Genomic DNA, 25800 nt, shown 5'->3' on the forward strand with positions numbered 1-25800 from the left:
TGTAGTCCCTGTCACAAAAAAAGCCGGGGTTACAGAATTTTCCGTAGATCGGGGTACTCTTCTACAAGAGTAAAATCCTTGCGGAGAGATGCCATGAAGTGGCAACAACGTGTTCGTGTCGCAACAGGCCTGAGTTGCTGGCAGATTATGTTGCATTTGATGATTGTGGCGATACTGATAATGGGCTGGATGAGCGGCAGACTGGTGCATGTAGGTTTAGGGCTGTGTGTCCTTTATGGCGTCACCGTGCTGCTGATGCTCTTTTTCCAGCGCCACCATGATGCTGGCTGGCGCGGTATCGGCGATGTGCTGGAGGAGCTAACCACCACCTGGTATTTTGGCGCATCCCTTATTGCCATCTGGCTGCTCTCGCGGGTGCTGCAAAATAACTATCTGCTTGCCCTCGCCGGGCTGGCGATCCTTGGCGGCCCGGCGATGGTCTCACTCTTAACCAAAGAGAAGCGGTTAGGCCGTGTGGCAACGAAACATGGCGTAGGCCGCAGTGCCCGTTGAGAGGGCAATCACTATCAGCGGCCAGAGGCTTCCCCAGATAATCTCCAGGCTGGCATCCTTCAAATAGACCTGCTTGGTGATATCGGTAAAGTGGCGGATCGGGTTAATCCAGGTTAAATCCTGCAACCACACCGGCATATTCTCCACCGGCGAAACATACCCCGAGAGCAGGATCGCCGGCATCATAAAGACAAATACCCCGATAAACGCCTGCTGCTGCGTTTCGCAAAATGATGAGATCAGCAGCCCGAAACCGACCAGCGAGAGACCATAAACCAGCATCGCGAAGTAGAAGAGCAGCAGCGATCCGGCAAACGGGATCTGATAAGCGAGAATGCCGAACAGCAGCACAATCGTGGCCTGAAACGCGGCGACAATCAGCGCCGGTACCGCTTTGCCGATAAAGATCTGCCAGGTGGCGAGTGGCGAAACCAATAACTGATCGAAGGTGCCCTGTTCCCGCTCACGCGCTACCGACAGCGAAGTGACAATCATCACACCAATGGTGGTGATCATCGCCACCAGCGACGGCACGATAAACCATTTGTAATCGAGATTCGGGTTATACCAGTTGCGCACCACCAGCTCGCTGTTGTTCGGCTTCGGCTGCCCGGCCAGTAGCTCCTGCTGATAATCCTTAACCACCTGCTGAAGATAGTTGGCGGCAATCTGCGCGCTGTTGGAGTTACGTCCGTCGAGGATCAGCTGCATCTGCGCCGGTTTGCCGCTGTCGAGATCGCGGGAAAAATCGGCCGGGAAGCGCACCAGCAGCAGCGCTTTTTGCGTATCCAGCGTCGGGCGGACCTCCTGTGGGCTGTGCAGCAGCAGCACGTTGGTAAAGGCCTTTGCGCGCGCAAAGCGCTGGGTCAGCTCCACCGCGTGTCTGCCGTTATCCTCGTTATAGATAGCGATAGTGGCGTTGGTCACCTCAAGGGTGGCGGCAAACGGGAAAAGCAGTACCTGAAAAACTACCGGCAGGATCAAAATGGCGCGGGTTTGCGGCTCGCGCAGCAGGGACTGCAACTCTTTGCGGATCAGCGTCCATAAACGGTGAAACATGGCTTCTCCTTAATCCAGCCTGCGTTTGGTTTTCAGCCACGTCAGGCCGATAAACATCACGGCGGAGGCCACCAAAAACAGCATGTTAATGGTCAATACCAGCGGAATATTGCCCGCCAGAAAGAGGCTTTGCAGCGTGCTGACGAAGTAACGCGCCGGGATGATATAGGTCACCGCCCGAATGATTGCCGGCATACTGTCGATCTGAAAGATAAAGCCGGAGAGCATAATCGACGGCAGAAACGCGGCGTTCAGCGCCACCTGTGCGGCGTTAAACTGGTTGCGCGTGGTGGTCGAAATGAGTAACCCCATGCCGAGCGTACTGAGTAGAAACAGGCTGCTTAAGAGAAACAGGATCAGCAGCGAGCCGCGATAGGGCACACCGAGAATAAAGACCGACACCAGCATACAGAGCAGCATCGCCAGCATGCCGAGAAAGTAGTAGGGGATAAGCTTACAGAGCAGCAGCTCGGCGCGGGTGATTTCGGTGGAGAGCAGTGCCTCCATGGTGCCGCGCTCCCACTCGCGCGCCACCACCAGCGAGGTAAGGATCGCGCCAATCACCGTCATAATAATGGTCACCGCGCCGGGAATAATAAAGTGCTGGCTGATGGCCGCCGGGTTGAACCAGTAGCGGGTCTGCACATCGATCAGCGGGGTAAAGGTCTCGCCGCGATCCTCCGCGCGCTGCGCCTGCCAGAGCTGCCAGATCCCTTGTAAATAGCCCTGCACAAAGTTGGCGGTATTCGGTTCACTGCCGTCGGTGATCACCTGAATCGGTGCCACCTCGCCAGGCCTTGTCATCTGCGTATCGAAGTTGACTGGAATCACCACCAGGCCGCGGATGCGCCCGGCCTGCATCATCTCGATCAACTGCTGGCGATCGCTACTAATAGTGGCATCAATATAGGGCGAGCCGGTGAGCGCATGGGTAAAGTCGAGCGCCTCTTCGCTGCGCTGCTCAAGCAGCACGCCGACGCGCAGCTTGCTGGAGTCGAGGTTGATGCCGTAGCCAAAAATAAACAGCAGCAGCAGCGGGATCACCACCGCAATCAGCCAACTGCTCGGGTCGCGCACGATCTGCCGCGTCTCTTTGACGCACAGCGCCCGTACGCGCCGCCAGGAGAGGGCGTTAATGCGCATTGCTATGCTCCTTATCCCAGTTCTGAATCAGCGTGATAAACGCATGCTCCATGGTCGGATCCGGGTGGTTGTCATCGGCGGTTTGCGCTTTCAGCTCGTCCGGCGTGCCGCTGGCAATCAGCTTGCCGCGGTAGACCAGCCCGATGCGGTCGCAATACTCCGCCTCATCCATAAAGTGGGTGGTGACCATTACCGTCACCCCTTTTTCCACCATGCTGTTGATATGCAGCCAGAACTCGCGGCGGGTGAGGGGATCGACGCCGGAGGTGGGTTCATCGAGAAAAAGAATGTCCGGCTCGTGCATCAGCGAGCAGGCCAGCGCCAGGCGCTGCTTATAGCCAAGCGGCAGTTGATCAGTGGCGTGGCGGGCAATAGTTTCCAGACCAAACGCTTCACTCATCCGCGCCATCTTCTCCCGCTGCGCGCTGCCGCGCAGGCCGTAGACGCCGGAGAAGAAGCGCAGGTTCTGCTCCACCGTCAGGTTGCCATAGAGGGAGAACTTCTGCGCCATATAGCCGAGGCGCTGGCGCGCTTTGCCCGAGCTGACCTTGAGATCCATATTCAGCACCAGCGCCTGGCCGGCGGTCGGCACCAGCAGGCCGCACATCATCTTGAAGGTGGTGGATTTTCCCGCGCCGTTCGGGCCGAGCAGGCCAAAGATCTCGCCGCGCTTCACGGCAAAGTTGACTTCGTTGGTGGCGGCGAAATCGCCAAACTTTTTGGTAAGCGATCTCGCTTCAATCACCGTCTCTTCGGCGTCTCCCTTTACTGAGTGGAGAATGGCACCCAGCGGCGACTCGGCGGCACCCGCACCGCCCAGCAGGTCGATAAAAGCATCTTCAAAGCGCGGGGCGGTCTCCTCAATCTGTAGCGGCGGCATCTCTGGCGCGGCGTTAATCGCCTGCACATCGGCCCCTTTTTTCAGGATCATGCGCACCGAGCGCCCCTGGATCACGCCGTCGCTCACCTGCGGCAGCCTGAGAATGCGCCGCAGCAGGCGGCGGTTATTCTCATCGCGGCTGGTGAGCAGAAAGCTGCGCCCGGCCATGCTCTGGGTTAACGCTTTTGGCTCGCCGTGGTAGAGCAGCTCGCCTTCGTTCATCAGCAGCACATCCCGGCACTGCTCCGCTTCATCAAGATAGGAGGTGCTCCAGAGGATCAGCATCCCGTCGCCCGCCAGTTCATGCACCATCTGCCACAGTTCACGCCGCGAAATGGGGTCGACCCCGACGCCCGGCTCATCAAGCAGCAACACCTTTGGATCGCCGACCAGTGTACAGGCCAGCCCCAGCTTCTGTTTCATGCCGCCAGAGAGTTTGCCCGCCAGCCGCTCGGTAAAGGGGGCGAGGGAGGTAAACTCCAGCAGGCGGGTAAACATCTGCTGGCGCTTCTCGCCGGTGACGCTGCGCAGATCGGCATAGAGGATGAGGTTCTCCATCACCGTCAGATCTTCATAGAGGCCAAATTTCTGCGGCATATAGCCGAGCACGGCGTGCAGCTCGCTGTCGTTGTCGATGGGATCGAGGCCGAGTACGCGCACCTGTCCCGCGTTCTGCTTCATCAGCCCGGCCAGAATGCGCATCAGTGTGGTTTTGCCCGCCCCGTCCGGGCCGACCAGCCCGGTAACGTAACCGGCCTGGATTTCACAATCCAGCCGCGCCACCGCGGGTTTCTCCATGCCGGGGAACTCTTTTACCAGCCCGTCGAGCTGAATAGTCCGCTCATTCATGACGCGCCTCGCCGTCAAAGCGCAGCGTCACGGGCATGCCCTGGCGCAGGTTATCATCGGCATCGGTGACGATAATGCGCAGGCGATAGACGAGGTCGGTACGCAGATCCGGGGTCTCAACGGTTTTCGGGGTAAATTCGGCGGTCGGCGAGACGAAGCCGATTTTGCCGTGATAGGGCTTATCCGGGCGGCCATCGGTGTAGAGCAGAATTTCAGCGCCAGGCCGTGCCTGGTGTAAGTTGCGCTCATCGACATAGGCGCGCACCCACACCGGGCGGGTCAGCGACAGCGTTAATACGCTGCTGCCAGCGTTAAGCATGCTGCCCGGCTCGACGGCGCGGGTCAGCACCGTGCCGTTGCCCGGCGCGAGAAGCGTGGTGTCCTGGAGATCAAGCTCTGCCTGAGCCAGCGCGGCCTGCGCCTGTTCGAGACCCGCTTTCGCCTGGGCGATCTCTTGCGGGCGGTTACCGGCACGGAACTGGCGCAGCTTATCCTGTGCCGATTTCAGCGTCGCCTGCGCCTGGTCGCGCGACGAGCGGGCGTTCTCCAGATCGTTTGCCGAAATCACTTTTGTTTTCCATAGCCCCTGCTGGCGCTGGTAGAAGTTCTGCGCGTAATCATACGCCGCCTGCGCCTGGCTGACGGCAGAGGCGGCCTGGGCGATCTCCTCGGCGCGGTAGCCTTCGGTAGCTAACGCATATTTGGCTTCGGCAGTAGAGACGTTGGCTTTGGCCTGCAACAAGGCATTTTCATAAGGCGCGCGGTCGATTTCGCCGAGCTTCTGCCCGGCCTTTACGCTGTCGCCCTCATCCACCTGCAGCGCCGCCAGCCGCCCGCCGACGCGAAAACTTAAATTCACGGTGCGGATATCAACATTGCCATACAGCGTCAGGCTGTCGTCCTGCCTGCTTTGATACCAGTACCAACCGCCGGCGAGCATCGCCACCAGCAATACGCTGAGTAACACCACAACGCTACGCTTTTTCATCACTCCGGACTCCTGTGCGTTAATCCCTGCAAAATAAAATCGATATGGCAGGTGATGACTTGAAAGATCATTTCCGTTTTCTCTTCGTCGAACTGCGTCCAGCCTGCACGCAGCAAAATGGTTTCCCGCACCAGGCGGAAAGCGAGGATCTCGCCGATTAAGGCGTGGGCATGCAGCACCATCTGCGTGCTGTCAGCATCCTGGCCAGTGTAGGCGGCGAGCAGGCGCGTCAAATGCTGGTGCATCGGGTCGATCACCTGCTCATGCACGATCTGATATGCGCGAGTTGGGGAGAGCTGCTCGCGGGAGATAAATTTGCTCAGATTGAGCGTTTCATCATGGGTCAGCAGCGTGAGCATCTCTTTACTGGCGCGATGTATAAGCGCACGAATAGCCGGGCGGTCTGGCTCAGGCTCGGCGAACAGCGCCTCGGCGGCCTGTACGTGGGGCTGAAAATGGTGACTGATAAAGTCGGCAATCCACTGCGCGCAGGCGAGGTAGAGATCCTCTTTCGAGCCGAAGTAGTAGGGGATTGCAGCGATATTCTGCCCGGCCTGGGCGGCGATATCCCGCGTGGTGGCATGCAGGCCATACTCGCCAAACTGCGCAAGGGCGGCGGCAATCAACTGATTTTTGGCCTGTTCGCCTTTAGTGGTGGTCGGTGTGTTATTCATAGGGGTTATAAAATTAATCAATCGATTGATTAACTCTACGACGGAGAAAAAAAGTTGTCCAATTTTTGCGCAGGAAATGTGAGGGGGGCTAAATTTATCCCTTTTTCAGAGAATGAAGCGGGAAGATATCTTGCTGAGACATTGACGTGGGATATTTTATGCGCCGGATCACAAAAGCTGATACACTCAGCACCTTCATGACATTGTGGTTTTTGTCATCAGTCTACCTATTATCTCCTCGAAAACTACACCTGTGACAGGTCGGGGCGGTGCGGAGTTGTTATGTCATTTGATGCCCTTGGCCTGAATCCGGATATCCTGCGCGCAGTTGCGGAGCAGGGTTACCACCAGCCGACCCCTATTCAACAGCAGGCGATCCCTGCGGTGCTGCAAGGCCGCGATCTGATGGCCAGCGCCCAGACCGGCACCGGTAAAACCGCTGGTTTTACGCTGCCCCTGCTGCAACGTCTGGTGCAGAGCCAGCCTCACGCGAAAGGCCGCCGTCCGGTACGCGCCCTAATCCTGACCCCAACCCGTGAACTCGCGGCGCAGGTGGGCGAGAACGTGCAGGAGTATAGCCAGTACCTCAATATTCGTTCGATGGTCGTCTTCGGCGGCGTCAGCATCAACCCGCAGATGATGAAACTGCGCGGCGGCGTTGACATCCTGGTGGCTACCCCGGGTCGTCTGCTCGATCTTGAACACCAAAATGCCCTGAAGCTCGACAGCGTGGAAATTCTCGTGCTGGATGAAGCTGACCGTATGCTGGATATGGGCTTTATCCACGATATTCGCCGCGTGCTGGCGAAGCTGCCGGCGAAACGCCAGAACCTGCTCTTCTCCGCGACCTTCTCGGATGAGATCAAACAGCTGGCAGAAAAACTGTTGCACAACCCGCTGGAAATCGAAGTTGCGCGCCGTAACACCGCTTCCGAGCAGGTGACGCAGCACGTTCACTTTGTGGATAAGAAACGCAAGCGGGAACTGCTGTCGCAGATGATTGGCGAAGGTAACTGGCAGCAGGTGCTGGTCTTTACCCGTACCAAGCATGGCGCTAACCATCTGGCCGAACAGCTGAACAAAGATGGCATCACCAGTGCGGCGATCCACGGTAATAAGAGCCAGGGCGCACGTACCCGCGCGCTGGCAGACTTTAAATCTGGTTCGATTCGTGTGCTGGTAGCAACGGATATCGCCGCGCGTGGCCTGGATATCGAAGAGTTGCCGCATGTCGTCAACTATGAGTTGCCGAACGTGCCGGAAGATTATGTACACCGCATCGGGCGTACCGGTCGCGCTGCCGCCACCGGCGAAGCGCTGTCGCTGGTCTGTGTCGATGAGCACAAACTGCTGCGCGACATTGAGCGTCTGCTGAAAAAAGAGATCCCGCGAATTGCCGTTGCAGGCTATGAGCCGGATCCATCAATTAAAGCGGAGCCGATCCAGAATGGCCGTGGTCAGAACGGCGGCCGTCAGGGCGGCGGTGGACGCGGGCAGGGCGGTGGCGGCGGTCGCAGCCAGTCTGCGCCGCGCCGCAGCGAAGGTGAAGGGCAGAAAGCGCGTCATCCGCGTCGCAGTAACGACGGCGGAGCCGCGAAATCGGAAGGCGGTGCCGCGAAGCCCGTGGGCAATCGCCGTCTTGATGGCGGGGCAGCGAAACCGGCAAACAACGGCGCGCGTCGTCGCCGTCCGCGTAAACCCGCTTCTGCGTAAATCTGTTTTCGTTCAGGCCGGGTAAGTTTAGGATATCCGGCACCCAAAGCCGCCATCGGGCATTACGCCGGATGGCGGTTTTTTTATGGTGCCGCTGAAACGGCGTAGGCCGGATAAGCGTTTACGCGCCATCCGGCATTCTCCCCGCGGCACCAATTGCCGGATGGCGGCTACGCCTTATCCGGCCTACCAAAACGCAGTTCCAGCGACACCGTTTTTGCTTTTACCTGCGGTATTACAGCGGCGGTGTTGACCCCCGCTGAAATCGGCGAACCGAAGCGTGAATGACAAGGTCTGGACGCCATGGATGGCGGACAGAGGCGAACCGAGACAGGGAGCGAGCCCAGGAACGGGCGAGCAGGTCGAGTCGAGCCGGCCGCAGTCAGGCACGCGGGAGGTGAGCGCAGTGCGCAGCACCGATTTCCTCGCGGGGCCGCGGGGATTGACAAGGGGGGAGCGGTTCCCCCCTTGTCCCGTTCACCGCATAAGAGGTTAATGAAACTCCCCAGCGCCTGGTGAACGGAACCGTTCCACAAAATGCCAAATGCCAGACCCATTGCCGGATGGCGGCTACGCCTTATCCGGCCTACAGAACCCCGTCCACCGAGGCAACGTGCCGCAACGATTGCCGGATGGCGCGTTACACGCTTATCCGGCCTACAACACCTCCCCATTACTGGCGATAACCTGCTGATACCAACTAAAGCTGCGCTTCTTGCTGCGCTTGAGCGTACCGTTGCCCTCATTATCTTTATCGACATAGATAAAGCCGTAGCGCTTTTTCATCTCGCCGGTGCCGGCGCTGACAATATCAATCGGTCCCCACCAGGTGTAGCCCATAATCTCGCAGCCATCCGCGATCGCCTCGGCCATCGCCTGAATATGGCGTCGGCCATAATCGATGCGCGCCTGGTCATTAATCTCGCCGTTGGTCTCCACCTCATCAACGCCGCCATAGCCGTTTTCAACGATAAACAGCGGCTTGCGGTAGCGATCCGCCAGCTCATTACAGACGATACGAAAACCAAGGGGATCGATAGGCCAGCCCCACTCGGTCTTCTCAAGGAATGGGTTATCCAGCCCGGCGGTGCCGCCGGTATCGACGCGGAACTGCCCGCCCGCCTGGTGCAGCACGCTGCGGTAGTAGCTAAAGCCGAGGTAATCAGAAGGGTACGCCTTCAGCAGTTGCATATCGCCCTCTGCCGTCTCCAGCTTCACCCCCAGATCGTTCAGCAGCCGTTTAGCGTAAGCCGGATACTCGCCCAGCATCATCACATCGGAAAAGAGCAGCGAGCGGCGGCGCAGCTGCATGGTCGAGAAGATATCCTCCGGGTTGCAGCTCGCCGGGTAGACGGTGCTCAGCGACAACATACAGCCGATAAGCGCATTGGGCATGATCTCGTGGCAGAGCTTATTTGCCAGCGCATTGGCAACGAACTGATGGTGGTTCGCCTGCCAAATTTCCTGCGGGCTGGCGTCAACATCCACCGCGCCGGTGGCGAACGGCATGCGGTTCATGTTGTTCAGCTCATTAAAGGTCATCCAGTATTTGACCTTACCCTGATAACGGCGGAACACCGTCTCGCAGTAGCGGGTGAAGAAGTCGATAAGCTGGCGGTTTTTCCAGCCGCCATACTCCTGGTAGAGCGCCAGCGGCGTTTCGTAATGGGAGAGCGTGATCACTGGCTCAATGCCGTACTTCAGCAGCTCATCAAACAGGTTGTCGTAAAATTGCAGCCCCGCCTCGTTGGGCGTGGTCTCATCCCCGCGCGGGAAGATGCGCGACCAGGCAATCGAGGTGCGAAAGCATTTGAATCCCATCTCGGCGAAGAGCGCCACATCTTCTTTGTAGTGATGGTAAAAGTCGACCGCCTGGTGGCTGGCGTAGTAGAGGTTCGGGTCGATCACCGCATCATGTTTACCGGAGGCGATCCCGCCGCGCACCACGTCGGCGATAGAGGGCCCTTTGCCATCTTCATCCCACGCGCCTTCTGCCTGATTGGCGGCAATCGCGCCGCCCCATAAAAAGTCGTTTGGAAAAACAGACATATCCGCTCCTTAATCCGCTAAGTCTTCGCCGTTGGAGGCGATCAGTTTTTTATACCAGTGGTAGCTTTTCTTCAGCGAGCGCGCCTGGCTGCCGTTGCCCATATCATCCTGATCGACATAGATAAAGCCGTAGCGCTTGGAGATTTGCGCCGTCCCGGCGCTCACCACATCAATCGGCCCCCACCAGGTGTAACCGAAGAGATCGACGCCGTCGGCAATCGCCTCCTGCATCTGCACCACGTGCTGGCGCAGGTAGTCGATACGGTAATCGTCATCAATAGAGCCATCGGGGTTGACGGTATCCACCGCGCCAAGACCGTTCTCGGCAATAAACAGCGGCTTCTGGTAGCGGTCATAGAGCTGATTGAGCGCCAGCCGCAGCCCTTTCGGATCGATCTGCCAGCCCCATTCGCTGGTAGTGAGGTGCGGGTTACGAATACCCCCGGTGATCAGGTTGCCTTCTGCACCGTCATGCAATGCCGGGTTGGCGCTGACGGTGCTCGACATGTAGTAACTGAACGAGACGAAATCGACCGGGTGCTGGCGCAGGATCTCATCATCACCCACCACTTTTTGCAGTGTCACCCCTTTTTCCGCCAGCATCCGATCGGTGTAGGCGGGGTAGTAACCGCGCGCCTGCACGTCGCTGAAGAAAAGGGAGACGCGCTGCATCTCTTCGCAGGCCTGCAAATCATCGGGGTGGCAGGTGTGCGGATAGAGCATCTGGTAGCTGATCATGCAGCCCATCTGCGAGCCGGGAATAATGGCGTGGCACGCTTTGGTGGCGAGCGCGCTGGCAACAAACTGGTGGTGCGCGCCCTGGTACTTATCCTGCTCGAGATGCGGGTTGTCCTCCTCAATCACCCCGACGCTGACATAGGGGTGATGCTTCACACAGTTGATCTCGTTAAAGGTCATCCAGTACTTCACCTTTTTGCGATAGCGCGTAAAGACGGTGGTGGCGAAGCGGACATAAAAATCGACCAGTTGGCGGTTCGGCCAGCCGCCGTAATCGGTAACCAGCGCCAGCGGCATCTCGTAGTGGGAGAGCGAGACAATCGGCTCGATGCCGTGCGCGCGTAGTGTGTCGAACACCTCATCATAAAACGCCAGGCCTGCTTCGTTGGGCGTGGTCTCATCGCCGCGCGGGAAGATGCGCGTCCAGGCAATCGACATACGAAAACACGTAAAGCCCATACCGGCGAACAGCGCGATGTCCTCTTTGAAGTGGTGGTAGAAGTCGTTGCCTTTGCGCTTCGGGTAGTATTTTTTGCTGTCAGGATCCTGCGCTTCGCGCACCTGCGCGTGGGTCATGCCGAGCCACTGATCGAGCCAGCGCTCGCGCGGGGTGTTGATATCGAAGGTGTAGACATCGGAGACGGAGAGCCCTTTGCCATCGACGTTCCATGCCCCTTCAAGCTGATTGGCCGCCGTTGCGCCGCCCCATAAAAACCCTTCCGGAAATGATTTCGAATAAGCCACTGGTGTGCTCCTTATGCCGCGCTTGCGGTCAATGTGAGAAATGCGTCCCGGCTGGCGACATCGCCATCTGTTTTTACCGGGCTGATATCGCCGTACTGTTCGCTGTTGGTGACTACCACGATCACGCTCGGATCGATCCCCTCTGCCCGCAGGGCGGCGAGATCGAAGCTGACCAGCAGATCGCCCACTTCGACGTTCTGTCCGGCCTCAATATGGCTGGTGAAGTGCTTGCCGCCGAGCTTCACGGTATCAATACCGATGTGGATGAGGATCTCGGCACCGGTGTCACTCTCCAGCGCCAGCGCGTGGTGGGTTTCAAACAGCGACTCGACCTTGCCGTTGACCGGGGAACGCAGCTCGCCGTTACTCGGGTCGATAGCCAGACCTTTGCCGAAAATCTCATCGGCAAAGACCGGGTCGCTCAGGGTATTGAGGGGTTTTAGCGTGCCGCTGACCGGGGCGAAGAGCCGCTCCTCCTCGCGCGCGATCTTCACCGGGCTGACGCCCGCCACCACCTTCTCTTCAAAACCGAGGATCACCGTCAGCACGGCGGCGGAGACAAAGGAGAGCGCGATACTGACCACCGCCCAGAGAAAGGTCGGGCCGACCAGCGCTGGCAGGCCGGGCAAGCCGCTGAGGGCAAAGGCGTAGGTTTTCACCCCCATCGCCATGGCAAAGCCGCCGCCAATCGCGCCGCCCAGCAGCGCGGCGGCAAAGGGGCGTTTGTAGCGGATATTGACGCCATACATCGCCGGTTCGGTGATGCCCATCATCGCGCTGAAGCTGGTGGAGAGCGCCAGCGACTTCAGCTTCTTATCACGTGCGCGGATAAACACGCCGAAAGCGGCACCCGCCTGGCCGAGGTTGGCGACATAAAAGAGGATTTTGAACGGGTCGAAGCCCATGGTGCTAATGTTGTTGATCATGATCGGCACCAGCACATAGTGCATGCCGGTAATGATAATCATCGACAGCGTGCCGCCCACCACCACGCCCGCGACGATGCCCATATTCTCCACCAGCCAGATAATGCCGCCGGAGAGCGCATTGCCAGCGAAAATACCCAGCGGCCCTATAACCATCAGCGTAATCGGCGCGACAATCACCAGGCTTAGCAGCGGGACAAACATCGTTTTCAGCACGCCGGGCATGATGCGGTCAATCAGCTTCTCCACCCGGCTTAACAGCCACACCGCCAGCAGAATCGGGATCACCGTCGAGGCATAATTGACCGTCGGCACCGGCAGGCCGAGAAAGCTCACCGGCACACCGGATTTAAACAGCGTCTGGATCGCCGGGTGGAAGAGGGTAGCAGCGAGTGCCACGGCAACATAGGGGTTAGCACCAAACTTATTCCCGGCGCTGAAGGCCAGCGCCAGCGGCATAAAGTAGAAGACCCCATCGCTGATGGCGAGCAGGATCTGGTAAGTCTGATTACTGGTCTGAAGCCACTGCATGGCGACCATCAGTGCCAGCACCCCTTTCAGGATCCCGGCCCCGGCAATCGCCGGAATGATCGGTGAGAAGATGCTCGATAACCCCTCCAGCACCACCGACACCGGGTTACGCCGTTTGCTGCTGCTGGCGCTGGAGGAGACGCCGGGGAGTTGCGCGAGCAGCGCTTCGCAGAGCGGGGCGACCTCATTACCGATAATCAACTGGTACTGATCGCCGGAGATATTCACGCCGATCACGCCATCCAGCGCTTCCAGCGCCGCGCGGTCGACCTTGTCATGGTCATGAAGGAGAAAACGCAGGCGGGTGATGCAGTGAAACAGCGACAGGATATTCTCCTTGCCGCCGATGTGCGCAATGATCTTCTGCGCGGTTTGCGGGTAGTTCATGCTCATTCCTCCAGACAGACGCCCGATTTTCTGGCGTCATCAACAAACACCGGCCATGGCCGATACCTTGTTTCCTCTGGGGTTTGCCTGATTTAACAGTAACAAGCCTGGATGGAATTCATTTTTTCACGTAGCAGGCATATCTGCCTGCCGGGTGAATTACGCCGACCGCTGCACCACGTTTTCGATATGCACGGTCAGATAAAGCTTCTCGGAGTTGCTCATGGTGTGGTGATAATGTTTGCCGACAAACTCGCTGATGGCGTTAACGCACTTCAGCGTTGTCTGGTAGCGGCGCTCAACCATGGCAAATAACTCCTCGTCATCGTTGTTTAATACCTCCCCGGCAATCACCCGCTGCGCGAAAAATTTTAAGTGGGTAATAAAGCGCTGGTAATTAAGGGTGTGCTCATCGGGCGGCAGGGTAAAAAAGTATCTGACGATATTCTGCAGCTGATAAATAAGCCGGGTGATCTGCGTGGTTTTTCCCATCGTATCGTTCAGCCCGGCGTTCACAATATGCAGGGCGATACTGCACGCTTCGCTGTCTGGTAATAATGTGCCGGTGCGCGCCACCACCATCCCCAGCGCCTGGCGGCCGAGAGCGTACTCTGCGGTGTAGAAGTGGCGCACTTCCCACTCCAGCGGGTTGGCTAAACTCTCGCCTTTTTCACTGCGCTGGAGGGCAAAATGGAGGTGATCGGCAAGGGTGACATACAGCCCGTCGCTCAATTTATGCGGCAGCGTTTCGCGCGCGAGGGCGACAATATCCGCCGTTAACTGGACAATTTCCACCGGCACTTCGCTCACCAGATCTTTAAAACGGGCCGAGAGCTGGGAGTCTTTCAGGTGGAATATCTTCTCGATGGCGTCCATATTGACGCGGTCACCGCTTTGGGTATTAAACCCGAGGCCGCGCCCGGTGAGAATTACCTCAAAGCCGTGCTCATCGAGGGCGCTGACAACGTTATTATTTAATATTTGTTTGACCAGCATCGCCAACTCCTGCAAACAAAAACGGGCAAAACGTAAATACAGCCCGGGACGGATCAATCCCCTCAGTCTGCATTTAGGTTTTGCCCGATATTCGGTAACAAGCGTAATGCAGATAAAAAGCTAGCATTGACCATATAAATGTTCAACGCGTCGGGAAGCGGTTTCATAAATGGATCTGCCAATTTGTGATCGGCTTTGCGAAAAGTATCGTCTGCCTGACGCGCAGCGCTGCCCGTAAGCCTGGTGAGCGGTTGAACCCTATCGCGCGATTTACGAGCAGGCTTCCATAACGGCAAAAAGCGTTCGCCCCTGCGGGTGAAAAAGTGCCACAATAGTGGCCGTTTATACAGTGTTTCAGGTTATCGAATGGCCCTTACCGCCGCGTTAAAAGCGCAAATTGCCGCCTGGTATAAGGCGTTGCAACAACAGATCCCGGACTTTATCCCCCGCGCGCCGCAGCGTCAGATGATTGCTGACGTGGCAAAAACGCTGGCGGGCGATGAGGGCCGCCATCTGGCGATTGAAGCGCCGACCGGGGTCGGAAAAACCCTCTCTTACCTTATTCCGGGCATTGCGATTGCCCGTGAAGAGCAGAAAACGCTGGTGGTCAGCACCGCCAACGTCGCGCTACAGGATCAGATCTTCAGTAAAGATCTGCCGCTGCTGCGCAAAATTATCCCCGATTTACGCTTTACCGCCGCTTTTGGCCGCGGGCGCTATGTCTGCCCGCGCAATCTCGCCGCGCTCGCCAGCAGCGATCCCAATCAACAGGATCTGCTGGCCTTTCTCGATGATGAACTGACGCCCGGCAACAAAGAGGAGCAGACGCGCTGCGCATCGCTGAAAGCCGATCTCGACAGCTACAAGTGGGATGGCCTGCGCGATCACACCGATAAAGCCATCAGCGACGATCTCTGGCGACGCCTGAGCACCGATAAAGCGGGCTGCCTGAACCGCAACTGCCACTACTACCGCGAATGTCCCTTCTTTGTGGCGCGTCGGGAGATCCAGGAAGCGGAAGTGGTGGTTGCCAACCACGCGCTGGTGATGGCGGCGATGGAGAGCGAAGCGGTGTTGCCGGAGCCGAAAAACCTGCTGCTGGTGCTTGATGAGGGCCACCATCTGCCGGATGTTGCCCGCGATGCGCTGGAGATGTCAGCGGAGATCACCGCCGGCTGGTATCAGCTGCAACTCGATCTCTTTACCAAACTGGTCGCAACCTGCCTGGAGCAGTTTCGCCCGAAAACCCTGCCGCCGCTGGCAACCCCCGAGCGGCTTAACGCCCACTGCGAAGAGCTGTTTGAGCTGATCTCTTCGCTCAATGCGATTCTCAATCTCTACCTCCCCGCTGGGCAGGAGGCGGAGCACCGCTTTACAATGGGCGAACTGCCGGATGAAGTGATGGAGATCTGCCAGCGGCTAGCGAAACTGACCGAGATGCTGCGCGGGCTGGCGGAGCTGTTTCTCAACGATCTCAGTGAGAAAACCGGCAGCCATGACGTTGTGCGTCTGCACCGGGTGATTTTGCAGATGAACCGGGCGCTGGGGATGTTTGAGAGCCAGAGCAAGCTCTGGCGGCTGGCGTCGATGGCGCAGGCCTCCGGCGCGCCGGTCTCCAAATGGGTCACCCGCGAGGTGCGTGACGGGCAGTTGCACCTGCAGTTTCACTGCGTCGGCATTCGTGTCAGCGACCAGCTGGAAAAACTGCTCTGGCGCAGCGTGCCGCATATCGTCGTCACCTCGGCGACCCTGCGCTCGCTCAATAGCTTCAACCGTCTGCAGGAGATGAGCGGCCTGAAAGAGAAAGCGGGCGACCGCTTTGTCAGCCTCGACTCGCCTTTCAACCATGTCGAGCAGGGGAAGATCACTATTCCGCAGATGCGCTACGAGCCGCTGATGGAGAACGAAGAGCAGCATATCGCCGAGATGGCGACCTGGTTTCGTGAGCAGGTGGAGAGCAAAGCGCACCGCGGGATGCTGGTGCTTTTCGCCAGCCAGCGTGCGATGCAGCTCTTTCTCACCTACGTGCCGGACCTGCGTCTGCTGCTGCTGGTGCAGGGCGATCAGCCCCGTTACCGGCTGGTGGAGCTGCACCGAAAACGTATCGATGGCGGCGAGCGCAGCGTGCTGGTGGGCCTGCAATCCTTTGCCGAGGGGCTGGATCTGAAGGGGGATTACCTCACGCAGGTACATATCCATAAGATTGCCTTCCCGCCCATCGACAGCCCGGTGGTGATCACCGAAGGCGAGTGGCTCAAAAGCCTTAAGCGTTATCCCTTTGAAGTGCAGAGCCTGCCAAGCGCCTCGTTCAACCTCATTCAGCAGGTGGGGCGCCTGATCCGCAGCCATGAGTGTCGCGGTGAAGTGGTGATCTACGATAAGCGGCTATTGACCAAGAGTTATGGGAAACGCCTGCTTGATGCACTGCCAATATTTCCAATTTCCCAACCGCCGATGCCTGACGTTATAGTGAAGAAACCAGAACAGAAGCGCCGCAAGCGCCGTTAACGATGTGAGCACGCAAGGAGAGTCCATGGATTACCGCACCATCATTAAAGAGGTTGGCCGGGGGAAAAATCACGCTCGCGACCTTGATATTGACACCGCCCGCAGCCTCTACGCGAGGATGCTCAACGGCGAGGTACCGGAACTGGAGATGGGCGCGATCCTGATTGCGCTGCGCATTAAAGGGGAGGGGGAGGCTGAAATGCGTGGCTTCTACGCGGCGATGCAGGATCGCACCATGAAGCTAACGCCGCCGGTGGCGAAACCGATGCCGGTTGTTATCCCGAGCTATAACGGCGCGCGCAAGCAGGCAAACCTGACGCCGCTGCTGGCGATCCTGCTCAACAAACTGGGTTTTCCGGTGGTGGTGCACGGCGTTAGCGAAGATCCGACCCGCGTTGTCAGCGAAACCATTTTTGCCCTGTTAGGTATTGAAGCGACGACGCTTGCCGGACAGGCGCAGGCGAAGCTGGAAGGGCATCAGCCGGTCTATATTCCGGTAAGCGCCCTCTGCCCACCGCTGGAAGATCAATTGGGGCTGCGCTGGCGCATGGGCGTGCGCAACAGCGCGCATACGCTGGCAAAGCTGGCGACCCCCTTTGCCGAAGAGGCGGCGCTGCGCCTCTCCAGCGTGTCGCACCCGGAGTACCTCACCCGCGTGGGGAAATTCTTTGCTGATATCGGTGGGCGCGGCCTGTTGATGCAGGGCACCGAAGGGGAGGTGTATGCCAACCCGCAGCGCTGCCCGCAGATGAACCTTATCGATCCCGCAGGTGAGCGCGTACTCTTTGCCCGCAGCGATGCGGCGCTTGAACCTGCTTCCGGCGGTGCGGCGAAAGATGCAGACAGCACCGCGCGCTGGATCGAGCACTGCCTGAGCGGACGCGAAGCGGTACCGGAGTCATTAAAAGTGCAGCTGGCCTGCTGCCTGGTGGCGAGCGGCGAAGCGCAAACGCTGGAAGAGGGAATGGCGCGCGTCGCGGCGACATTTGGATAAAAAAAAGCCCGTCACAATCCTGGACGGGCCATGCAAAGGGCAATAAGGGTCAATGAGGGTGGTGCATCCGGCAGAGGGTTAGAATGCCGGGGTAAAACGCGGGTCTGGTTACTTATAGATAACCGCAGTACCGCTCAGCTTGTTGTTACCGCTGGTGGACTGGATACTGTAGCCGGAAGCGCCTGCCGCTTTCGCTTTTTCTGCCAGGCGTGCTTCAAGGCCGTCCAGCGTGGTTGCGCCATGGGCGGAGACCACACCAATTTTATTCAGATCGCCTGCCTGAGCAGGGTTAACGGGTTGCGCCGCAAAAGCACCGAAAGAGAGTGTAGATAATGCGACAGCAGCAACAGCATATTTAATGGCGTTCATGGGGTTTCTCTCGCAGGTTATACTGAATTTGGGACTATGTTCCGTCGATGTGATAAGTATCACAGTTTTTTATCAGCGAGAAAATCGAAGAGAATTGAAAGCCTTGTTCTAAAAAATTGAACAATAGTTAAGTTTTTGAAAATTAAAGGTTAAAAAGATAAAAAAGCGGCAAAGAGGTGTATTGCATCGCGGGGTGAAAATAAGCGGCACATTTTGCGACAAGCGAAGCGGAAAAGTATGAAGGTAAAGGTAAGTGCTTATCCTGCCGGGAAGCGTCAGGAAAAGTCAGCGTAGCTGGCTATCCTTCGAACCTCTGCGATTATATCCTGAATATGTTGAGTTATGTAAATCTTTCTCCTGCTGACATTTCACGCACAGCCGCACACCGGGAATCGCTTTTCGCCGCGCTTCCGGGATCTTATCACCGCACTCTTCACACTCTGTAAGGCTCTCGCCACCGGGGATATCCCGGCGCGCGCGGGCGACTGCATCTTCAATGGTGCTGTCGATCTGCTGCTGTACCGCATCGTCGTTTGCCCAACCTGAAGCCATAATCTCCTCCTCTGTAGTCATTAAGTATAGACGCTATAAAGGGGCACGAGGTTGTCGGCCGGATAAGGCGGAACGGCGTAGGCCGGATAAGCGTGTAACGCGCCATCTGGCATTCTCGCCGCGGCATACACTGCCGGATGGCGGCTGCGCCTTATCCGGCCTACCAAAACGAGCCTACAGCGACACCTTCGTTGCTTTTACCTGCGATTTCACAGCGAGGGGGTTGTGTCCCCGCTGAAATCGGCGAACCGGAGCGGGAATGACAAGGTCTGGACGCCATGGATGGCGGACAGAGGCGAACCGAGGCATGGAGCGAGTCCCGTAGGGGCGAGCAAGCCGAGTCGAGCCGGCCGCAGTCAGGCACGCGGGAGGTGAGCGCAGTGCGCAGCACCGATTTCCTTGCGGGGCCGCGGGGATTGATAAGGGGAGCGCGGCCGCTTCCCTTATCCCGTTCACCGCATAGGTGGTTAATGAAACTCCCCAATGCCTGGTGAACGGAACAATGCCACCAAAGACATATGCAACCCCATCGCCGGATGGCGCGTACCGCTTATCCGGCCTACGCCGTTTCAGGAATATTCGTTTTATAGGGCATGAGGTAGAAGTGCCGCTGATAAGAGTCTGGCGGCGTGGTTTTAACGATTATCCGGCCGAACCAAATCGAAGCGCTGATCCTCGCTAATACCGTAATAAGCGGAAGGCCCTCCGGCACGCAGCACCGGCTGCGCCTTCGCCGTCTGGTAGATACCCGCTTCGAGCAGCGACTCATCAATATGCACCGCCACCACTTCTCCCAGTACCAGCCAGCTCTCAATTGGGCTGCCGTCGGCGGCGGTGAGCTGAATGCACTGCGAAAGGCGGCACTCAAAGTTAACCGGGCTTTCCGCCACGCGCGGGGCGCGCACCAGGCGGCTCTCGGCCGGCGTCAGCCCGGCGCGGGCGAACTCATCTTCGCCGTGCGCCAGCGATGCGGAGGTCTCATTCATCTGTACCGCCAAATCGCGGGTGGTTAAATTCCAGACAAACTCTTTACTCTCGACAATATTCTGCACGCTATCTTTCCAGCCGCTGCTGGCGAAACCAATAATCGGCGGACGGTAGTTAAAACAGTTGAAGAAGCTATAGGGCGCAAGGTTGCGGCGGCCTTGCCCGTCCAGCGAGGCGATCCAGCCGATAGGGCGCGGGCCGACAATGGCATTCAGCGGGTCGTGCGGCAGGCCATGACCTTTCGCGGGCTCATAAAAATACATAGCGTCTCCTGATGACAAAAAGTTTCTTCAGGCTCCCTTATTTACCCGGCTGGCGTCAACGGGTATCTTACGCCGCTATTAACAGGAGAATGCCATGAATGCCCAGAAGCCGGGTCTGCACCCGCGTAACCGCCACCACAGCCGCTACGACCTCGACGCCCTCTGCGCCGTCAACCCGTCGCTGCGCGCCTTTATCACGCGCAATCCGAACGGGGAAGAGACCGTTAATTTTGCCGATCCGCAGGCGGTGAAAGCGCTGAATAAGGCGCTACTGGCCCATTTCTACGGTGTGCGCGAGTGGGATATCCCGGACGGCTTTCTCTGCCCGCCGGTGCCGGGCCGCGCGGACTATCTGCACCATCTTGCCGATCTGCTGGCGGAGAGCGATAACGGCACCATTCCGGCGCAGGCCAGCGTGCTTGATATCGGCACCGGCGCGAACTGCATCTATCCGCTAATTGGCGCTCATCAATATGGCTGGCGCTTTACCGGTAGCGAAGTCAACGCCGAAGCCTTTGCCAGCGCGCAGGCAATCATTGCCGCCAACCCTGGTCTGACCCGTGCGGTGCGCCTGCGTCGCCAGAAAGATATGACGGCGATCCTCACCGGCATCATTCATAAAAATGAGTCCTATGATGCCGTGATCTGTAACCCACCTTTCCATGATTCGGCGCAGAGCGCACAGGCGGGCAGCGAGCGCAAGCGGCGTAACCTCGGCCAGTCTGTCACGGACGCGGCCAACTTCGGCGGCCAGCAGCAGGAGCTGTGGTGTGAAGGCGGCGAAGTGGCCTTTATCAAAACGATGATTGCCGAAAGTAAACAGTTTGCCCGCCAGGTGCTGTGGTTCACCTCACTGGTGTCACGCGGCGATAATCTGCCGGAGCTCTACCGCGCACTGACCCAGGTCGGCGCAGTTAAAGTGGTGAAAAAAGAGATGGCGCAGGGGCAGAAGCAGAGCCGCTTTATTGCCTGGAGCTTCCTCGACGAGGCCCAGCGTAAACGCTGGGCGCAGAGTCGCTTTAAAGGGTAGGTTGTGCGGGCGGCGGCGTATCCGCGTTCGCCGCCGGTTGCGCTTGCCCGATCCCTGCCGGTGCTGACACCATCTGGTAGGTCTGCACCGGCGGGCGCACGTGGGCGAGGTCGAAATGCTTTTTCACCATCGTGTCGAGGGCGAAACGCACCGTCCACTGCTTTAGCGGCAGAGTGGTGAAGGTGACACGCAGCGTAAAGGCGGTGTTAGTCAGCCCGACCAGCCCGGCAAAGTTCGGCTCGCCAATAATCAAACCGCGAATCTCCTCCTGCGCCATCAGCTCCGCCACCGCATCTTTCAGCGCCTGATTGGCCTTGTCTGTATCCTCATGACGATCAACATCGTAGTTCGCCACCACTGAGCCAATCCCGCGCACAAAGTTGGCGAAGGTGGTGATCGATGACCACGGGATAATGTGGTACGCGCCGGTATCCTGGCGTACGCCGACGGAACGAATAGTCATCCGCTCCACCGTGCCGGTAAGCGGGCCGATGGTCACCAGATCGCCAGTGTTCATTCCATTTTCAAACTGAATAAATATGCCGGTGATAATATCTTTCACCAGAGTTTGCGAACCGAACGAGATCGCCAGCCCCAGCGCCCCGGCACCCGCCAGCAGTGGCGCGATATTCACCCCAATCTCTGAGAGCACAATCATCACCGTAATGGTACTGATCACCACCGCCAGCGCGTTACGAAACAGCGTCAGCAACGTACGTGTGCGTGCGCTGGGTAGCGGGCGACCATGAATATCCGATGTCAGCCGGTTCTCGATAATCGTCGCCAGCAGCGTCCAGCCGACGGCAGAGAAGAAGAGGATCAGCGCGATGCGGATCAGAATATCGACCGCTTTCTCCCCGGCACCATACTTGAGCCAGTGCCAGAAATCGAACAGCCCCCACGCGCTTAACAGCAGCAGAATGGTCGTGCAGACCACCAGAAAGCGGGCGGTCTTCATTGAGGCGGATAACCAGCCGTTAAGTCGCTTTTGCAGCTCAGGGTAGTTGCGCTGCACCTGCGGCGACAGGGTGATAGTTTTATCGAGCCAGCGCGACAGCACCCCGGAGATAAACGCGGAGACGCTGAGGATCGCCAGGCTGCTCAACGACGCGCCCATCATAAACTTCAGGCTGTTGCCCGGATCGAACAGCGAGAAGAAGAAGAGCACAATGAAGTAGGCTCTGGCGAGCCAGTGCCACACCAGCGCAAAGGCGCGGATAAAGAGGCTGAAGAAGGCCAGCGAGCGGTCTGCCAGCAGGATCAGGTTGTGCTGGATCTCGCGCTTGTTATGAAAAATAAGGTAGAGCGCCCAGAGAGTAATGCAGAGCATGATCACCACGTTGGCGAGCGCGCCAAACTGAATATTGACCTGGTTGGAGATAATCGGCACCGCCACCAGCAGCCCGTAGCCAATCAGGCTGCTGAGCGCGCTCAGGCGCAGATGCCAGTAGCGCGCCGTCTCATCACGAATATGAAACGGGCGCAGATCGGGAATGTGCGGGCAGAAGATAAGCCGCAGGATCGCTTTGAAAAACTCAATCAGCGCGAAGGCGTTAAGAAACAGGCTCTGCTGAAAGGCTATCGTGCTGTTACCACCGGTGAGATTGGCGCGCAACACCTGGCCGACAAACAGCGTCAGCGCCAGCAGCATGATGTCGATAATAAAAGCCCCGACGATCATCGACGGCAGCTGTAGCCAGTTGCTGCTGTCACGGTTTTTGCGCCGCCCCCAGGCACCCATTCGGCGGTAGACCGGCGAGACGCAGAAACGTACGGTCCACCAGAAAGCGAAGACCAGCACCGCGAGCAGCATGAAGTGGCTGGCGGCATTGGTGAAGGTTTGCGGGTTGAAAGCTTTGTGCGGCGAGCCGGTAATATTGCGCCACAGCTGGGCAAAACGGCTCGAGAGCGCCTCGCCATAGTAATCCGCCACGTCGGTAACCTTCTCCAGCACCGTTTTCTGCTCTTCAATGGCGGGCGGCGAGATGACCGGCACCGGCTCCTGGGGCGGCGTCGTGGCGACTTTACGCAGCTGGTCGATCAGCTCTTTGCGTGATTCCTCATTCTCCAGCACATCGGCCAGCGCGCCGTAGGCCGCTTTTTTCTGTTCAACATTAGGTTCGCTGGTTTGCGCAGAAGTGGGAGTAGTGGTTGCGGCGGTAACGCCGGGTATCGTCGCGGCCTGAAGCGGCGCGCACAGCAGGCTAATCAGTAATAAAATCCACGGCATAGCTCCTCCGGTGAGAAAATCCCGCAAAGGGATAAGTATAGGTGCCGGGGGAGGGGGGGAGAAAAATGCGCACAATCCGCAAAAGAAAAACCCCTCCGGCTGGAGGGGTTGGCTGTCAGGAGACGTGTTGCAGGAACTCCTGCAAACGCTGGCTGGGCGGATTCTCAATCAGCTGCTGCGGGTTGCCATCTTCGGCAATGCGGCCCTTATCAATGAAAATCAGACGCGAGGCCACTTTTTCGGCAAAGCCGATTTCATGGGTGACGATCACCATCGTCATCCCCTCTTCGGCCAGATCCTGCATCACTTTCAGCACTTCGTGACGCAGCTCCGGATCGAGCGCTGAGGTCGGCTCATCAAACAGCATCATCTTCGGTTTAACCGCCAGCGCGCGGGCAATCGCCACACGCTGCTGCTGGCCGCCGGAGAGCTCTGACGGGTAGTGATGGGCGCGTTCAGCGAGACCCACTTTCGCCAGCAGCGCTTTCGCCTGCTTTTCCGCTTCCGCTTTGTTGGTGCCGCGCACGCGCAGCGGGCCAAACATCACGTTCTCCAGCGCCGTCAGGTGCGGGAAGAGGTAAAACTGCTGAAACACCATGCCCGCTTCCTGGCGGATCAGGCGCTCATCCACTTTCGGGTCGTTGACCTTCAGACCATCAACAATCAGATCGCCTTTGGTGATCTCTTCCAGCTTGTTGATGCAGCGCAGCAGGGTCGATTTACCGGAGCCGGACGGTCCGATAATCACCACCACTTCGCCCTGGTTAATGTTGAGGTCGATATCATGCAGCACCTGGGTTTTGCCGAAGTGCTTGGAAACGTTTTTAAATTCAATCACAGGATTTTCATCCTTTTTTCAAGACGGCGAAGCACAATGTTGAGTGCCTGGGTAATGATGAGATAGATAACCCCAACGGCGGTCCAGATCTCCAGCGCGCGGAAGTTCCCGGCGATGATCTCCTGGCCCTGGCGGGTCAATTCAGCCGCGCCGATAACAATAAACAGCGAGGTATCTTTGATGCTGATGATCAGCTGGTTGCCGAGCGGCGGCAGCATGCGGCGCAGCGCCAGCGGCATAATGACGTGGCGAATGGTTTCGCGGCGCGACAGACCGAGCGCCATGCCCGCTTCGCTAAAGCCTTTATGGATCGACAGCACCGAACCACGGGTGATCTCGGCAATATAGGCGCCGGAGTTGATCATGATCGTCACCACCGCAGCGGTGAAGGTGTCGATGCGCAGATCCGGCAGCGCCATTGGCAGGGCGAAGTAGATATACATCACCTGCACGACAATCGGCGTGCCGCGGACAATTTCGATAAAAACGAGGGCGACGTGGTTTGAGATCCACCCGCCGTAGGTACGGGCTAAACCAGCCAACAGGCCGATAACGATACCGCCAGCCAGACCGAGGATCGAGATCCACAAGGTCATTTTGGCCCCGTCCAGTAGAAGCGGAATGGCGGGCCAGATGGCGCTCCAGTCAAACTGCATGTGATTAATTCCTGTATACCGTAGAAGAGACAAATAGCGCGGGGACGAAAGCCGTCCCCGACGTTTAACCTGTTACTTTTTAATAATTATTTAGGCTCAGAACCGAACCATTTTTTGTAGATTTCGTTGTAGGTGCCGTTCTCGCGCAGGGTTTTCAGCGCGCCGTTCACTTTCTCACGCAGATCGTCGCTACCTTTCGGGAAGGCGATGCCGTACTGCTGCGCTTCCAGAGAGTCGCCTACCGCTTTAAAGCGACCGTTACCGGCGGTTTTGATGAAGTAAAGGATGTTTGGCGTGTCGTGCAGAACCGCGTCAGCGCGGCCGGTACCCAGCTCCATATAGGCGTTATCGATATTCGGGAACTGGCGCAGATCTTTGGTTTTGATGTTTGCTTTCGCGTAATCCACGGAGCCAGTGCCGCTCTTCACTGCGATCACTTTACCGTCGAGGTCTTTCGCGCTCTTCACATCGTTGTTGTCGGCTTTCACCATCACCAGCAGGCCGCTTTTGTAGTAGCCGTCGGAGAAGTCGATCGCTTTTTTGCGCTCTTCAGTAATGGTGATGCCCGCTAGTGCAACATCCACGTTTTTGGTTTGCAGCGCAGGGATAATGCCGCTGAAGTCCATCGGCTTCAGTTCATAATCGAGCTTCAGCTCTTTCGCCACGGCAGCCCACAGGTCGATGTCAAAACCAACGTACTCATTGCCTTTTTTGAATTCGAAAGGAACGAATGCAGTATCGGTAGCCACAACCAGTTTTTTATCAGCAGCCTGAGAAGAAACAGCAAAGGCGAGAGCGAGTGCGGCAAGGGAGAATTTCAATACAGACTTCATAGTGTTTCCTTTTGTATCGGGGGAGCGAGCCCCTGCGAGAATGAACGCAGTATGAAAAAATCATGCCAGGTTTACAACCTATTGTTTTGTAAAGGCGAAGCTTTAACCGGTTGCACAATAAGTGTAGCAATGTCACCGCAATGCACCATTTTGAGTCACTCTTTTGGTGCGCGCGTGCGCGATTGTCGGCAGTGCTGCTATTTAGCGCACAACGTGGGCGAGAAACAATCACTTATTAACAATTTTGTGATGAGATAATTACGAAGCGGTAACTTTAAGGCGGGCGGTGGGAAAAGTTTTGCACCATAAAAGTGCAAACCCCCACGCCGGGGCGCAGGGGTCAGAGCGAT

At 57.8% G+C, this 25800-nt stretch carries 21 protein-coding genes; 5 read left to right on the top strand and 16 right to left on the bottom strand.

The features are described 5' to 3' along the window. Window positions 1-93: 93 nt before the first annotated feature. On the top strand, window positions 94-513 hold the full coding sequence (locus tag HF650_RS07635; RefSeq protein WP_187801849.1) for a YbhQ family protein: 420 nt from the start codon (window positions 94-96) through the stop codon (window positions 511-513). Here HF650_RS07635 and HF650_RS07640 read toward each other — a convergent pair. The 5 genes from HF650_RS07640 to cecR are packed head-to-tail and all read right to left on the bottom strand — an operon-like array spanning window position 466 to window position 6106. Continuing rightward, window positions 466-1572 carry an ABC transporter permease gene (locus HF650_RS07640; protein ID WP_187801850.1) on the bottom strand — a complete coding sequence of 369 codons (1107 nt, stop codon included), beginning with the start codon at window positions 1570-1572 and terminating at the stop codon, window positions 466-468. The genes HF650_RS07635 and HF650_RS07640 overlap by 48 nt on opposite strands. A 9-nt stretch (window positions 1573-1581) precedes the next feature. Then, window positions 1582-2715 (bottom strand): ABC transporter permease, encoded by a 1134-nt coding sequence (locus tag HF650_RS07645; protein WP_187801851.1) that lies wholly within the window; start codon window positions 2713-2715, stop codon window positions 1582-1584. Continuing rightward, complete coding sequence (locus tag HF650_RS07650) at window positions 2705-4444, bottom strand: ATP-binding cassette domain-containing protein (protein WP_187801852.1); 1740 nt, start codon at window positions 4442-4444, stop codon at window positions 2705-2707. The genes HF650_RS07645 and HF650_RS07650 overlap by 11 nt, the downstream gene beginning before the upstream one ends. Continuing rightward, window positions 4437-5432 carry a secretion protein HlyD gene (hlyD, locus tag HF650_RS07655; RefSeq protein WP_187801853.1) on the bottom strand — a complete coding sequence of 332 codons (996 nt, stop codon included), beginning with the start codon at window positions 5430-5432 and terminating at the stop codon, window positions 4437-4439. The genes HF650_RS07650 and hlyD overlap by 8 nt, the downstream gene beginning before the upstream one ends. Then, window positions 5432-6106 carry a transcriptional regulator CecR gene (gene cecR / locus HF650_RS07660; protein WP_187801854.1) on the bottom strand — a complete coding sequence of 225 codons (675 nt, stop codon included), beginning with the start codon at window positions 6104-6106 and terminating at the stop codon, window positions 5432-5434. The genes hlyD and cecR overlap by 1 nt, the downstream gene beginning before the upstream one ends. Before the next feature lie 282 nt (window positions 6107-6388). Between cecR and rhlE the strand changes: the two genes are divergently transcribed. Beyond that, window positions 6389-7819: an ATP-dependent RNA helicase RhlE gene (rhlE, locus tag HF650_RS07665; RefSeq protein WP_187801855.1), complete on the top strand. Its 1431-nt coding sequence runs from the start codon at window positions 6389-6391 to the stop codon at window positions 7817-7819. 657 nt (window positions 7820-8476) lie between these two features. Here rhlE and HF650_RS07670 read toward each other — a convergent pair. The 4 genes from HF650_RS07670 to HF650_RS07685 all read right to left on the bottom strand — a co-directional run bounded on the left by HF650_RS07670 (window position 8477) and on the right by HF650_RS07685 (window position 14190). Then, window positions 8477-9868 carry a family 1 glycosylhydrolase gene (locus HF650_RS07670; protein WP_187801856.1) on the bottom strand — a complete coding sequence of 464 codons (1392 nt, stop codon included), beginning with the start codon at window positions 9866-9868 and terminating at the stop codon, window positions 8477-8479. A 9-nt stretch (window positions 9869-9877) separates the two neighbouring features. Next, window positions 9878-11350 (bottom strand): 6-phospho-beta-glucosidase, encoded by a 1473-nt coding sequence (gene ascB / locus HF650_RS07675; protein WP_187801857.1) that lies wholly within the window; start codon window positions 11348-11350, stop codon window positions 9878-9880. 11 nt (window positions 11351-11361) lie between these two features. After that, window positions 11362-13194: a beta-glucoside-specific PTS transporter subunit IIABC gene (locus HF650_RS07680; protein WP_187801858.1), complete on the bottom strand. Its 1833-nt coding sequence runs from the start codon at window positions 13192-13194 to the stop codon at window positions 11362-11364. Between the two features lie 159 nt (window positions 13195-13353). Beyond that, a complete protein-coding gene (locus HF650_RS07685; RefSeq protein WP_187801859.1) occupies window positions 13354-14190 on the bottom strand; it encodes a PRD domain-containing protein in 837 nt (278 codons plus the stop codon). Between the two features lie 366 nt (window positions 14191-14556). Here HF650_RS07685 and dinG point away from each other — a divergent pair, with 366 nt between their 5' ends. Continuing rightward, complete coding sequence (gene dinG / locus HF650_RS07690; protein ID WP_187801860.1) at window positions 14557-16698, top strand: ATP-dependent DNA helicase DinG; 2142 nt, start codon at window positions 14557-14559, stop codon at window positions 16696-16698. A 25-nt stretch (window positions 16699-16723) separates the two neighbouring features. Then, the gene (ybiB, locus tag HF650_RS07695) at window positions 16724-17692 is read left to right on the top strand and encodes a DNA-binding protein YbiB (RefSeq protein WP_187801861.1); all 969 of its coding nucleotides are present in this window, start codon (window positions 16724-16726) and stop codon (window positions 17690-17692) included. 108 nt (window positions 17693-17800) lie between these two features. Here ybiB and ybiJ read toward each other — a convergent pair whose 3' ends face one another. The 3 genes from ybiJ to HF650_RS07710 form a co-directional block, all read right to left on the bottom strand. After that, window positions 17801-18061, bottom strand: coding sequence for a DUF1471 family protein YbiJ (gene ybiJ, locus HF650_RS07700; RefSeq protein WP_187801862.1), 261 nt, complete (start codon window positions 18059-18061; stop codon window positions 17801-17803). Window positions 18062-18346: 285 nt separating this feature from the next. Next, on the bottom strand, window positions 18347-18613 hold the full coding sequence (locus HF650_RS07705; protein WP_187801863.1) for a DksA/TraR family C4-type zinc finger protein: 267 nt from the start codon (window positions 18611-18613) through the stop codon (window positions 18347-18349). A gap of 635 nt (window positions 18614-19248) precedes the next feature. Then, a complete protein-coding gene (locus HF650_RS07710; RefSeq protein ID WP_187801864.1) occupies window positions 19249-19863 on the bottom strand; it encodes a flavin reductase family protein in 615 nt (204 codons plus the stop codon). A 94-nt stretch (window positions 19864-19957) separates the two neighbouring features. Here HF650_RS07710 and rlmF point away from each other — a divergent pair, with 94 nt between their 5' ends. Continuing rightward, the gene (gene rlmF, locus HF650_RS07715) at window positions 19958-20893 is read left to right on the top strand and encodes a 23S rRNA (adenine(1618)-N(6))-methyltransferase RlmF (RefSeq protein WP_187801865.1); all 936 of its coding nucleotides are present in this window, start codon (window positions 19958-19960) and stop codon (window positions 20891-20893) included. Here rlmF and ybiO read toward each other — a convergent pair. The 4 genes from ybiO to glnH all read right to left on the bottom strand — a co-directional run bounded on the left by ybiO (window position 20883) and on the right by glnH (window position 25450). Continuing rightward, window positions 20883-23123, bottom strand: a complete 2241-nt coding sequence (gene ybiO, locus HF650_RS07720; RefSeq protein WP_187801866.1) for a mechanosensitive channel protein — start codon at window positions 23121-23123, stop codon at window positions 20883-20885. The two genes, rlmF and ybiO, sit on opposite strands and share 11 nt — an antisense overlap. Window positions 23124-23238: 115 nt before the next feature. Further along, the gene (gene glnQ / locus HF650_RS07725) at window positions 23239-23961 is read right to left on the bottom strand and encodes a glutamine ABC transporter ATP-binding protein GlnQ (RefSeq protein WP_187801867.1); all 723 of its coding nucleotides are present in this window, start codon (window positions 23959-23961) and stop codon (window positions 23239-23241) included. After that, complete coding sequence (gene glnP / locus HF650_RS07730; protein ID WP_187801868.1) at window positions 23958-24617, bottom strand: glutamine ABC transporter permease GlnP; 660 nt, start codon at window positions 24615-24617, stop codon at window positions 23958-23960. The genes glnQ and glnP overlap by 4 nt, the downstream gene beginning before the upstream one ends. A gap of 86 nt (window positions 24618-24703) precedes the next feature. Next, window positions 24704-25450 carry a glutamine ABC transporter substrate-binding protein GlnH gene (gene glnH / locus HF650_RS07735; protein ID WP_187801869.1) on the bottom strand — a complete coding sequence of 249 codons (747 nt, stop codon included), beginning with the start codon at window positions 25448-25450 and terminating at the stop codon, window positions 24704-24706. Window positions 25451-25800 lie beyond the last annotated feature (350 nt).

The organism is Kosakonia sp. SMBL-WEM22, assembly GCF_014490785.1.
Lineage (GTDB): Bacteria > Pseudomonadota > Gammaproteobacteria > Enterobacterales > Enterobacteriaceae > Kosakonia.

Coding starts and splice junctions, on each gene's coding strand:
- HF650_RS07635 (WP_187801849.1), top strand. CDS start 94: ATGAAGTGGCAACAACGTGTTCGTGTCGCAACAGGCCTGAGTTGCTGG.
- HF650_RS07640 (WP_187801850.1), bottom strand. CDS start 1,572: ATGTTTCACCGTTTATGGACGCTGATCCGCAAAGAGTTGCAGTCCCTG.
- HF650_RS07645 (WP_187801851.1), bottom strand. CDS start 2,715: ATGCGCATTAACGCCCTCTCCTGGCGGCGCGTACGGGCGCTGTGCGTC.
- HF650_RS07650 (WP_187801852.1), bottom strand. CDS start 4,444: ATGAATGAGCGGACTATTCAGCTCGACGGGCTGGTAAAAGAGTTCCCC.
- hlyD (WP_187801853.1), bottom strand. CDS start 5,432: ATGAAAAAGCGTAGCGTTGTGGTGTTACTCAGCGTATTGCTGGTGGCG.
- cecR (WP_187801854.1), bottom strand. CDS start 6,106: ATGAATAACACACCGACCACCACTAAAGGCGAACAGGCCAAAAATCAG.
- rhlE (WP_187801855.1), top strand. CDS start 6,389: ATGTCATTTGATGCCCTTGGCCTGAATCCGGATATCCTGCGCGCAGTT.
- HF650_RS07670 (WP_187801856.1), bottom strand. CDS start 9,868: ATGTCTGTTTTTCCAAACGACTTTTTATGGGGCGGCGCGATTGCCGCC.
- HF650_RS07680 (WP_187801858.1), bottom strand. CDS start 13,194: ATGAACTACCCGCAAACCGCGCAGAAGATCATTGCGCACATCGGCGGC.
- HF650_RS07685 (WP_187801859.1), bottom strand. CDS start 14,190: ATGCTGGTCAAACAAATATTAAATAATAACGTTGTCAGCGCCCTCGAT.
- dinG (WP_187801860.1), top strand. CDS start 14,557: ATGGCCCTTACCGCCGCGTTAAAAGCGCAAATTGCCGCCTGGTATAAG.
- ybiB (WP_187801861.1), top strand. CDS start 16,724: ATGGATTACCGCACCATCATTAAAGAGGTTGGCCGGGGGAAAAATCAC.
- ybiJ (WP_187801862.1), bottom strand. CDS start 18,061: ATGAACGCCATTAAATATGCTGTTGCTGCTGTCGCATTATCTACACTC.
- HF650_RS07705 (WP_187801863.1), bottom strand. CDS start 18,613: ATGGCTTCAGGTTGGGCAAACGACGATGCGGTACAGCAGCAGATCGAC.
- HF650_RS07710 (WP_187801864.1), bottom strand. CDS start 19,863: ATGTATTTTTATGAGCCCGCGAAAGGTCATGGCCTGCCGCACGACCCG.
- rlmF (WP_187801865.1), top strand. CDS start 19,958: ATGAATGCCCAGAAGCCGGGTCTGCACCCGCGTAACCGCCACCACAGC.
- ybiO (WP_187801866.1), bottom strand. CDS start 23,123: ATGCCGTGGATTTTATTACTGATTAGCCTGCTGTGCGCGCCGCTTCAG.
- glnP (WP_187801868.1), bottom strand. CDS start 24,617: ATGCAGTTTGACTGGAGCGCCATCTGGCCCGCCATTCCGCTTCTACTG.
- glnH (WP_187801869.1), bottom strand. CDS start 25,450: ATGAAGTCTGTATTGAAATTCTCCCTTGCCGCACTCGCTCTCGCCTTT.